The organism is Curtobacterium sp. GD1 (assembly GCF_020882855.1).
Classification (GTDB): Bacteria; Actinomycetota; Actinomycetes; order Actinomycetales; family Microbacteriaceae; genus Curtobacterium.
On the sequence record NZ_JAFEVQ010000053.1, the window covers coordinates 1 to 10,591 of the forward strand.

The following is a 10,591-nucleotide window of genomic DNA, read 5'->3' on the forward strand; positions in this document are numbered from 1 at the left end:
GGGGTGGGCGGGCCACCACTCGGACCACTCCAGGTAGCTGTTCCTGCCCAGGAGGACCGTGTCGGTGCGGGCCATGAACGCGCCCATGCCCGCACCGAGCTCGTCGTCGAAGGAGTCGTACTGGAAGGTGTACGGGTCCTGCACGACGCCGTCGACCGACGTGAAGAGTCCAGCGGTGACCTTGCGCATGGTCGGAGCGTAGCCCTCAGCTGTTCGCGGAGGAACCGCTCGTGTCCGATCCGGTGCCGGTGCCGGTGCCGGTGCCGCCTTGCGTGCCGTTGCCCGGGAACTGTCCGGTGCCGCCGCCGGGGAACTGGTTCGTGCCGCCGTTCGTACCCGGCACCTGCGTCGTGGACTGGCTCGTGCCGCCGCCGATCGCGTGTCCGATGGCGAAGCCGATGCCGCCGCCGACCAGCAGCGCCGCGAGGCCGACCCCGACGGCCAGCACCTGCCAGAACCACGGCGGTCGTGGGCCGCGCCCGCGCCGGGGCGTCGCCGCGGAGCCGTACCAGGGCGTCGCGCCGTTCGGGGCGCCCGGGTTCCACGAGCCCGAGGAGGGTGCCGGTGTCGCGTACGGGTGCTCGGGCGCCGGCGCCGGGGCGTCGAGCGTCGCGGTCGAGGTGGGCGTCGGTGCGGCGCCCCAGCCTGCCGGGCTGGCGGGGTACGGCGTGGTGGGCTGGTGGGCTGCGGGGTCCACGTCGTCGCGGGACTCGCGGGACTCGGGGTTCACGGGGGTGCGCTCGGTCATGAGGACGAGTACAGACCGGTCTCCTATGCGTGGGCGATGACGACGCTGGTGCGTCACTGTGCACAGCGCCGTCCGCGTAGCCTCGCATCGTGCGCGCGAGAGTCGAGACCGTCCGGATCGACGGACTCCCCGTGCGCCTGCACACCCTCGCGCCGGCCGGCAGGGTGCACGACGCCCTCGCCCCGACGGTCGTGCTCGTGCACGGCATCGGGATGTCGCACCGGTCGTTCGCACGGTCGCAGCGGGCGCTCGCCGCGACGCACCGGACCGTGAGCGTCGACCTGCCGGGCTTCGGCGGGCTCCCGGCTGCCGGCCGGCGCCTCACCATGACGGAACTCGGGGACCTCGTCGTCCGCGCCGTGCGGTCCCGCGGGGCCGTGGACCTCGTGCTCGTCGGGCAGTCGATGGGGACGCAGGTCGTCGCCGAGGCGGCCCGTCGGCACCCGGACGTCGTCGCCTCGGTCGTGCTCGTCGGTCCGGTCATCGCCGCCGGTCGTCGCCGACTGCTCACGCAGGCGCTCGACCTCGGGCGGGACGGCTTCGTCGAGGGCGCCCGGATGAACACCGTCCTCGCGACCGACTACCTGCGCAGCGTGCGGCAGTACGTGCCCGAACTCCGACCGATGCTCCGATACCGCCTCGAGGACACCGTCGCCGCGCTCGCGCAGCCGGTGCTCGTCGTCCGTGGCACCGAGGACCCGATCGCGCGCCACGACTGGTCCGCCCGGGTCGCCGCCACCGCCCCGCGCGGCGCGTTCGTCGAGCTGCCGGGGCCGCACCACGTGCAGGAGCGCCAGCCGGTGGCGTTCGCGCGGCTCGTGGGGGAGTTCCGCCGCGTGCAGACCCTCGAGGGGCTGCGGTGACCGACGCGACCACGTCGGGGACGGACGGGACGCGCACGGACCGCACCGCGCCTCCCGTCCACGTCTCCCTGCTCCGCCGCACCCGGTGGGCCGTCCTCGACTGGTGGTACGCGATCCGCTGGCAGGTGCGGAGCCTCGGGCCGACGACCGCCGACGACTACCGGAGCGGCGACGGCCAGCCCGTCGTCGTCGTGCCCGGCGTCTACGAGACCTGGCACTTCATGCGTCCGCTCATGGACGCCCTGCACGACCGCGGACACCCCGTGCACGTGCTGCCGGTGCTGCGGCACAACCTGCGTCCGGTGCCGGAGTCCGCGGCGGAGGTGCTCGCCTACCTCGACGAACACGACCTCCGCGACGTCCTGCTCGTCGCGCACAGCAAGGGCGGGCTGATCGGGAAGTACGCGATGACGCGCCTCGACGACCGCGCGCGGATCGACCGCATGGTGGCGGTGTCGACGCCGTTCGCGGGCTCCGGTTACGCGCGGCTCGCACCCGTCCGCCACCTGCGGGCGTTCCGGTCGAGCGACCCGGTGCTCGCCGGCCTCGCACGGGAGCTCGACGCGAACGCCCGGATCACCAGCGTGTACGGCGTCTTCGACACGCTCATCCCCGAGGGCAGCGCGCTCGCCGGAGCGACGAACGTGCGGGTCCCGGTCGGCGGGCACTTCCGCATCCTCGGCGACCCGCGCACGCGTGCGGCGGTGCTGGCGGCGGCGGATCCGGACCACCCGGGCACGGCCGAGCCCCGGCCGAGCTCCGGCCCGACCCCGGCCGAGCCCCAGCCTGGCCCGACCCTGGCCTGAGCCCTAGGCGCCCGGCAGGAACAGGCAGAACGGGTGTCCGTCGGGGTCGAGCAGCACGCGGACGTCCTCCTGCGGCTGGAACGCCGCCTGACGAGCGCCGAGTCCCTCCGCCCTGGTCACCGCCGCCGGCAGGTCCTCCACCTGGAAGTCGAGGTGCAGCTGCATGCCGGGGGCGTCCTCCGTGCCGGGCCACGTGGGCGCGACGTACGCGGGTTCGTACTGCACCGAGAGGCCCGGGCCGTCCTCGGGGCGGATGCGGGCCCAGGTCGGGTCGTCCTCGTGGACGGTCCAGCCGGTCAGCGCGCCGTAGAACCGGGCGAGCGCGAGGGGGTCCGGCGACTGCAGCACGGTGGCGGCGAGCGTCGGCATCGACGGGTCAGCAGCGGTCATGCGGCGGAGCGTACGCCGGACCCGCCCGCCCCGGTCAGCGCGTGGCCACGCTCGCGCGCTCGACGATCCGGTGCGGCACCACGACGGTCTCGGGCGGAGCCTCCCGGTCCTCGATCCGCCGGGTGAGCAGGTCGAGCGCCGCCGTCGCGAACGCCCGTCGGTCGAACGACACCGTGCTCAGCGCGGGGATCGCGTACGCGGCCCCGTCGACGTCGTCGAACCCGATCACGCTCACCTGCTCGGGGACCCGCACACCACGTGCGGCGAGGACGTGCAGCACCCCGAACGCGATCGAGTCGGTGAACGCGAACACCGCGTCGGGCAGCGGGTGCTCGTCGAGCCACGCCGCGAACGCCGACGCCGCCGCGCTGGTCGACCACGCCGGCAGCGGGACCCGCAGCTCCGGGTCCGCACCGATGCCCGCCGCCGCGAGGCCCGCGAGGTACCCGCGCTCCCGCAACTCGCTCGTCGCGGTGGCCTCGACGTCCCGGGCGGCACCGACGATCGCGATCCGACGGTGGCCCCGGCCGACGAGGTACGACGTCACCTGCTCGGCCGCGGCACGGCTGTCTACGTGCACCTGGTCGACGTGCTCGGGCTCCACCTCGCCGATGACGACGGTCGGGGGCAGCCCCTCGGTCGAGGCGAGGACGCTCGCGCTGAGCGACACCGGGTTGAGGATCAGCCCGTCGACGAGGTGCGCTCGGGCACGCGAGACGAGGTCCCGCTCGCGGGCGGGGTCGTTCGCGGTCTGGTCGAGCTGCACGGTCCAGCCGCGCTCCCGCGAGAGCTCGACGAACCACTGCGCGAGTTCGGCCGAGTAGGCGCTGGCCATCTCGGGGAGCGTCAGGGCGATCGCACCCGAGCGTCCGTTGCGCAGACCCCGGGCGGACAGGTTCGGCACGTAGTCGAGCTCGGCGAGTGCCTGCTCGACCCGTGCGCGGGTCTCCGGGCGCACCACGACACCGCCGTTGATGACGTTGGAGACGGTCTTCGGCGACACCCCGGCGAGGGCAGCCACGTCCCGCACGGTCGCGCGCATCGCCACGAGCGTAGCGCGGCTGCGGCTCAGGGACGCACGTACCGGTGCACGTACGTGGTGTAGCCGACGGGGACGGTCGCGCTCCCGGCGGTCTCCGGATCGTCGTCGAGCACGCGCCGCACCCGGTCGAGGAGGGCGGTGCGCTCGTCCGGCGGCAGCACGATGACGTAGCTGCGGGAGGCGACCATGTCGAGGAACGCCGACCGGTCTTGCTCGTGCACCCACGGGAACCGCTCGTGCTCCACGGCGCCGCCGTCGAACGGTGCTCCGACGACCGGCGCGCTCTGGACGCTCGCCCGCGACTCGGGCTGGGACAGGATCGCGCTGATCCGGGCGGACCAGGGCCGGGTCTCGTCGCGGACGTTCCACACCAGACCGAGCACGCCGCCGGGGCGGAGGACCCGGGCCACCTCCAGCGACCCCCGCACCGGGTCGACCCAGTGCCACGCCTGCGCGAAGGTCACGGCGTCGGCGCTCCCGTCGGCGAGGGGGATCGACTCGCCGGTCCCCGCGAGCGCCCGCACATCGGGCAGCACCGCGGTGAGCCGGTCGCGCATCGCCGGGTCCGGTTCGACGGCGACGACCTCGGCGGCACATCCGACGAGGCTCCGCGTGAACTTGCCGGTCCCCGCGCCGACGTCGGCGACGAGTCGGGCGTCCGCCGGCAGGAGCCAGTCGACCGCCGCGTCCGGGTACCCCGGCCGTCCGCGCTCGTACGCATCGGCAGCGGCTCCGAACGAGTTGGCGTACTCCTCGAGGGTCATGCGTCCAGCATGCCCCGCCCGGCCGGGTGGCGGACCGGAGGCGCGGGTCGGGCCGGTCGCGTGCCTCCCGGCCGGCCGTGTGGCGGACTGGAGGCGCGGGTCGGGGCCGCCACGCGCCTCCCGTCCGCAGTGGGGTCGCCGGGCGACGCGTCGCTCACGCCGTCGGGACGGGCACCGTCCTGCCGGTCCGCATCGACTCCTGCGCCGCGAGGACGATCGACAGCGTCCGCAACCCGACCTGCACGTCGGGCTGGGGCTGCACGCCGTCCCGCACCGCGTCGAGGAACGTCCGCAGCATCGGCACGTCGTGGTCCGCCCCGTACCGCAGTTCGATCGGCCGGCCGCCGACCGCGTCGAGCCCCCTGGCCGCCGCGCCGAAGAAGTCGACCGACACCGTGCCGCCCGTCCCCGCGACGTCGAGCGTCAGGCCGCCCCACGCGGGCGCCGTGTCCGGGCGGCTCCACGAGCAGTCGACCGCGACGACCATCCCGGTGTCGTAGCTCACCGTCACGAGCCCGGCCGTCTCGGCCCGCGCGCGCTCGGCGTGCAGCACGCGGTTCGCGACGGCGGTGACGGACACCGGTCGCGCGCCGGTCAGTCCGTCGACGAGGTCGGCGACGTGCACGACGTGGTCGACGATCGCGCCGCCGCCGCTCAGCGCCGGGTCCGTGAACCAGTCGCGCGTGAGCGGCAGCATGCCGTTGTTCGCGCCGCGGACCGAGAACACCGTGCCGAGTGCACCCGAGGCGTGCGTGGCCCGCAACCGGTCGAACGCCGACGCGAACCGCACCGGGTAGGCCATCATCAGCGTGACCCCGGCGCGCTGCACGGCGTCGCGGATCGCGAGGCCGTCCTCCCACGAGGTGGCGAGCGGCTTCTCGCAGAGCACGTGTGCGCCGGCGGCGGCTGCCCGTTCGACGAACTCGCGGTGCCGCGCGTTCTCGCTCGTGACCACGACGGCGTCCGGTCCCCAGGCGAGGAGGTCGTCGACCGTGTCGGCGTGGTCGACGCCGAGCGCTCCGGTGAGGTCGGCGCCCCGGAGTTCGCCGAGGGTCGTGCCGGTCGAGACGCCGCCGGGGTCCGTCCCGCGCACCTCGACGTCGGGCATCGCGGCGAGCGCCGAGAGGTACCCGATCGCGTGCGTGTGGGCGAAGGACAGGACGCCGACGCGGAGGGTCACAGCGTCACCTCCACGGGTTGTCCGGACTCGATCGACGCCAGGGCGGTGTTGGCGAGGCGCACCGCGACGGCACCGTCCGCCGCACTGACGCGGGGGAGCGGCCCGCCGTCGAACGCGGCGACGAAGTCCGCGAGCTCGAGGGCGTACGGGTCCTCGGCGGGGTCGACGGCCGGCAGGAACCCGTCGACGGCGGTCGGGGTCGCGAGGTCGGCGCGGGTGTCCTCCTCGGCGAGGGACGAGTGCGACAGGCTGCCGCGCGTGCCGGTCACCGAGTACTCCGTGCTGAAGGCCAGGTGCGGTGGTCCCCAGAGTCCGGCGACGTGGCTGATCGCGCCGGACGCGTGCGTGAGGAGGACGTGCGCGGCCTCGACCGGGTGCTCGTCGTCGCCCGTGCGGACGGTGACGGCGGACACCCGGGTGACCGGACCGGCGACCCAGCGGGCGATGTCGAGGTCGTGGATCATCTGGTCCATCACGATGCCGCCGGACTGCGCCCGGTCGCCGAACCACGCGACTCGGGTCGGGAACGCCCCGGAGCGGGAGAATCGCAGGACGGCGAGGTCGCCCAGGAGGCCCGTGGTGACGGCCTCGTGCAGCCGCCGGTACGCGGGGAACCAGCGGACGACGTGCGCCGGGTAGAGCTGCAGGCCCGCGTCCGCCGCCCGGGCGACGAGGTCGTCGGCGTCGGCGTCGGTGCGGGCGAGGGGCTTCTCGGAGACGACGTGCCTGCCCGCCGCGAGTGCCGCGCGGACGACGGTGGCGTGGGCCGGTGTCGGGACGACCACGTCGACGACGTCGACCGCGGCGAGCAGCTCGTCGAGCGAGTCGGCGACGGTGATCGTGCTGCCGACCCGTGCGGCCTCGTCCGCGAAGGCGGCGGCGAGCGCGGGCGCACCGTCCTGCGAGTGCACGACGAGGTCGCCCAGGCGGAGGAGCCCGGGGACGTGCGCGACCGCGATGCCGCCGGCGCCCACGAGTCCGATCCGCCGGCGTGGTCGGGGTGCTGACTGCAGCGTCATGGAGCCAGCGTAGAGGTCCGCCGGACGCGGTGCGGCGATGCGACCCGGCTTCGTCCCGATGGACCGTTACAACGATGGAAACGTTTGGCAACGGGTTGCCGCACGGTTGCCGTCACCGCCAGGGTCGCTCCAGGAATCCAACGGAGGGGGCCACCGAGTGACGAAGCTCGACGACCGTGCGACGAACCGCACGAGGACCGCTGCACAGCGCGACCCGGGAGCGGCACCACCACCCGACCCCGGGCTCCGTCGGCGCAGCATGTGGCAGCGGATCCGCCGTGACCGCGTCCTCCTGCTCATGGGCCTGCCCGGCGTCGCGCTCCTGCTCGGGTTCCACTACCTGCCGCTGCTCGGGAACCTCATCGCGTTCCAGGAGTACCTGCCCTTCGTGCCGCTCGGCCGCAGCCCCTGGGTCGGCGTCGAGAACTTCTCCGTCATCTTCGACGGCGACCCCGAGTTCCTCCGCGCCCTCGGCAACACGCTGCTCATCACGCTCGTGCAGGTCGTGTTCGTGTTCCCGGCGCCGATCATCCTCGCGCTCATGCTCAACTCGCTGCTCTCCGAGCGGATCAAGCAGGTCGTGCAGTCGGTGCTGTACCTGCCGCACTTCCTGTCGTGGGTGATCGTGGTCGCGGTGTTCCAGCAGATCCTCGGCGGCTCCGGACTCGTGAACAACGCCATCCGCGCGGCCGGCGGTGACGCGATCGACTTCCTCGGCAACCCGAACGGGTTCATCGCCCTGCTGACCAGCCAGGTGATCTGGAAGGACACCGGGTGGGCGACGATCCTGTTCCTCGCGGTCCTCAGCCAGATCGACGCGAGCCTGTACGAGGCCGCGAAGATGGACGGCGCGAGTCGCTGGCGGCAGCTCTGGCACGTCACGCTGCCCGGCATGCGCGGCATCATCATCCTGCTGCTCATCCTCCGGCTCGGCGACTCCCTGACCGTCGGGTTCGAGCAGATCCTCCTGCAGCAGCAGGCCGTCGGCCGGGCCGCGAGCGAGGTCCTCGACACCTACGTCTACAACAACGGCGTGCTCGGCGGGCAGTGGGGCGTCGCCGCAGCGGTCGGGCTCGTGAAGGGCGTCGTCGGCGTCCTGCTCGTCCTCGGCGCCAACAAGCTCGCGCACGTCTTCGGCGAAGCGGGCGTCTACCAGAAGGAGGCGAAGTGACCGCCACGCACACCGTGACCGTCCCCCGGACGAAGAAGCGCCGCCGCGGTGGCCCGGACGCGCCCCCGCTGCCCGGACGGCTGCTCACCGGGTTCGTCCTGCTCGTGATCTGCCTCGTCGTCATCCTGCCGTTCGTCGGCATCGTGTCGACCAGCCTCGCGCCCGTCGCCCAGGTGAACGACGCCGGCGGGTTCGTGATGTGGCCGCAGGGACTCGACCTCGGCGCGTACCAGAGCATCTTCGCCGGCGGCGTCGTCACCCGCGCGATGCTCGTCAGCATCGGGATCACCGTCGTCGGGACGCTCATCAGCCTGTTCGTCAGCGCGATGCTCGCCTACGCCCTGAGCCGTCCGGGGTCGTACGGCTCCGGGTTCGTCCTGAGCCTCGTGCTGGTCAGCCTGCTGTTCGCGCCCGGGCTCATCCCGAACTACCTCGTCGTCAAGGAGTTCGGGCTGCTCGACTCGTACTGGGCCCTGATCCTCCCGACGGCCCTCAGCGCGTTCAACGTCATCGTGATGCGGTCGTTCTTCATGGCGATCCCGAAGGAGCTCATCGAGTCCGCCCGCATCGACGGCGCCGGCGACTTCCAGGTCTTCTGGCGGATCGTGCTCCCACTGTCCAAGGCCGTCCTCGCCGTGATCGGCCTGTTCTACGCGGTCGGCTACTGGAACGCCTTCTTCAACGCGCTGCTCTACATCAACGACACCGCGAAGTGGCCGCTCCAGCTCGTGCTGCGCACCTACGTCATCAACAACGCACAGCTCGGCGGCGCCGACCTCGGCACGTCCTCCGACGCGCTGCCCCCGCAGGCCTCGATCCAGATGGCGATCCTCGTCGTCTCGATCGTGCCGATCCTCATCGTCTACCCGTTCCTGCAGCGGCACTTCGCCAAGGGTGTCCTGACCGGCGCGGTGAAGGGCTGACCATGACCACCTCCATCAGCCGCCGCGCGCTCGTCGCGGGCGGACTCGGGATCGCCGCCACGACCCTCCTGGCCAGCTGCTCGACCGTGACCCGGTCCACCGACGTCCGGGCCATCAACAAGGCCGTCCAGCTGCCGGACTACGTCCCGTGGACCGGCGGCCCCGAGCCCGTCCTGCCGAAGACGAGCCCGCTCATGCCGAGCGCCTTCCGGAAGATCCCGGCGACCCTCGTGCCGACCAGGGGCAAGCCCGGCGACGGTTCGACCGTGCACGGCAGCGTGCCCACCAACTCGCCCGTCCCGCCGTCGAAGGGGAGCAACCCGTACTGGCAGGGCCTCGACGAGCGGATGGGGATCGACCTCGACCTGACGATCACCCCGAACGCGGACTTCGGCAACAAGTTCGCCACCCAGGTCGCGGGCGACACCCTCGGCGACGTCTTCACGATCAACCAGGCGTTCTCGTACCTACCGCAGTTCCTCGAGGCGAAGGCCGCCGACCTCAGCCCGTACCTCTCCGGCAGCGGCGTCCGCGACTACCCGTACCTGGCGAACCTGCCGACGGCGTCGTGGCGCGGGACGGTGTTCTCCGGCGGCATCTACGGCGTCCCGGTGCCGCGGGGGCCGCTGACCTCGCAGGCGCTGCACCGCCGCCAGGACCGCTTCGAGCGGCTCGGCGTCGACCCGTCGTTCTCGAGCGTCGACGAGTTCGTGCAGCTCTGCCGGCAGGTCTCCGACCCGCACGCGAACCGCTGGGCCCTGGCCTCGGTGCCGACGAGCATCCTCGCGCCGATGCTCGGCCTGCCGAACCAGTGGCAGGAGCAGGGCGGGCGGCTCACCCACATGTACGAGCTCGAGGAGTACGTGGAGCTCCTCGACGTGTCGCGCCGGCTCATCGCCGAGGACCTCGTCCACCCCGACAGCGTCACGGCCTACAACGGCAAGGTCTGGTTCGTGCAGGGCTCCGCGCTGATGCTGTCCGACACGTACAGCGCGATCCCGGGACTCCTGCAGCAGGCCACGCCCGGCTCCGGGTTCGAGCTGACGATCGCCCCGTTCGTCGGACCGTCTGGAGGCGCTGCGAAGCCCTGGTTGGGCGACCCGAACAACACGATCACGTCCGTGGCCGCGGGCTCCGAGTCCCGGGTGCGGATGCTCCTCGAGGTCCTGAACTGGTGCGCCTCGCCGTTCGGCACCGAGGCCTGGACCTACCGCAAGTTCGGCATCGAGGGGCGCGACTTCGAGTACCGCGACGGCGCCCCGGTCCTGACGAAGACCGGCAACAGCGAGACCGCGCTCGGCGAGTTCCCGCTGCAGTACTTCACCGAGTGCCCGCTGCCGCTCTACTACGCGGGCAACCCGACGATGACCGACACCGTGTACGAATCGCTGGCGTCCTGGCTCGATCGCGGCCTGCCGAACCCCGTCTACGGCCTGTACTCGCCGACGAACTCGACGAAGGGACCGGCGGTCGGCACGTTCGCGACGAACGCGATCAACGACGTGCTGCTCGGGCGGGCGACGGTCTCGTCGTGGCGGGCGACGGTGCGCGACTGGCGCCGCCGGGGCGGCGACGCGATCCGCCGCGAGTACGAGCAGGCGCTGGAGGCGCGCGCCGCCTGACGCGGCTGCTGACGGACGGGAGGCGCGGGTCGGCCCCGCCCCGCGCCTCCCGTCCGCCAGACC

At 73.0% G+C, this 10,591-nt stretch carries 11 protein-coding genes and 1 pseudogene; 5 read left to right on the forward strand and 7 right to left on the reverse strand.

The features are described from left to right. Together JSX79_RS17715 and JSX79_RS17720 are read right to left on the reverse strand one after the other, a co-directional pair. Window positions 1-189, reverse strand: a pseudogene (locus tag JSX79_RS17715) (dihydrofolate reductase); the annotation flags it as partial. Between the two features lie 16 nt (window positions 190-205). After that, window positions 206-748: a hypothetical protein gene (locus tag JSX79_RS17720; RefSeq protein ID WP_229087501.1), complete on the reverse strand. Its 543-nt coding sequence runs from the start codon at window positions 746-748 to the stop codon at window positions 206-208. Between the two features lie 89 nt (window positions 749-837). On the opposite strand from JSX79_RS17720, the gene JSX79_RS17725 reads away from it, so the two are divergent. Then, a complete protein-coding gene (locus JSX79_RS17725) occupies window positions 838-1,611 on the forward strand; it encodes an alpha/beta fold hydrolase (RefSeq protein WP_229087503.1) in 774 nt (257 codons plus the stop codon). Next, entirely contained in the window at window positions 1,608-2,417 is an 810-nt protein-coding gene (locus JSX79_RS17730; RefSeq protein ID WP_229087505.1) for a triacylglycerol lipase, read from the forward strand. Before JSX79_RS17725 ends, JSX79_RS17730 begins: the two co-directional genes overlap by 4 nt. Window positions 2,418-2,420: 3 nt before the next feature. Here JSX79_RS17730 and JSX79_RS17735 read toward each other — a convergent pair whose 3' ends face one another. From JSX79_RS17735 to JSX79_RS17755, 5 genes are all read right to left on the reverse strand, one after another. After that, window positions 2,421-2,807, reverse strand: coding sequence for a VOC family protein (locus JSX79_RS17735; protein WP_071302846.1), 387 nt, complete (start codon window positions 2,805-2,807; stop codon window positions 2,421-2,423). 34 nt (window positions 2,808-2,841) lie between these two features. Then, on the reverse strand, window positions 2,842-3,849 hold the full coding sequence (locus tag JSX79_RS17740; protein ID WP_071302905.1) for a LacI family DNA-binding transcriptional regulator: 1,008 nt from the start codon (window positions 3,847-3,849) through the stop codon (window positions 2,842-2,844). 26 nt (window positions 3,850-3,875) lie between these two features. Then, complete coding sequence (locus tag JSX79_RS17745; protein ID WP_229087506.1) at window positions 3,876-4,613, reverse strand: class I SAM-dependent methyltransferase; 738 nt, start codon at window positions 4,611-4,613, stop codon at window positions 3,876-3,878. 154 nt (window positions 4,614-4,767) lie between these two features. Next, window positions 4,768-5,793 carry a Gfo/Idh/MocA family protein gene (locus JSX79_RS17750; RefSeq protein WP_229087507.1) on the reverse strand — a complete coding sequence of 342 codons (1,026 nt, stop codon included), beginning with the start codon at window positions 5,791-5,793 and terminating at the stop codon, window positions 4,768-4,770. Next, window positions 5,790-6,812 (reverse strand): Gfo/Idh/MocA family protein, encoded by a 1,023-nt coding sequence (locus JSX79_RS17755; protein ID WP_229087508.1) that lies wholly within the window; start codon window positions 6,810-6,812, stop codon window positions 5,790-5,792. The genes JSX79_RS17750 and JSX79_RS17755 overlap by 4 nt, the downstream gene beginning before the upstream one ends. 157 nt (window positions 6,813-6,969) lie before the next feature. Here JSX79_RS17755 and JSX79_RS17760 point away from each other — a divergent pair, with 157 nt between their 5' ends. Genes JSX79_RS17760 through JSX79_RS17770 form a run of 3 tightly spaced genes read left to right on the forward strand, consistent with a single transcriptional unit; the run spans window position 6,970 to window position 10,528 of the window. Continuing rightward, window positions 6,970-7,983 carry a sugar ABC transporter permease gene (locus JSX79_RS17760; protein ID WP_229087510.1) on the forward strand — a complete coding sequence of 338 codons (1,014 nt, stop codon included), beginning with the start codon at window positions 6,970-6,972 and terminating at the stop codon, window positions 7,981-7,983. Continuing rightward, window positions 7,980-8,906, forward strand: coding sequence for a carbohydrate ABC transporter permease (locus tag JSX79_RS17765; protein ID WP_175496031.1), 927 nt, complete (start codon window positions 7,980-7,982; stop codon window positions 8,904-8,906). The genes JSX79_RS17760 and JSX79_RS17765 overlap by 4 nt, the downstream gene beginning before the upstream one ends. 2 nt (window positions 8,907-8,908) lie before the next feature. Further along, on the forward strand, window positions 8,909-10,528 hold the full coding sequence (locus JSX79_RS17770) for a hypothetical protein (protein ID WP_229087512.1): 1,620 nt from the start codon (window positions 8,909-8,911) through the stop codon (window positions 10,526-10,528). The last annotated feature ends 63 nt before the right edge of the window (window positions 10,529-10,591 follow it).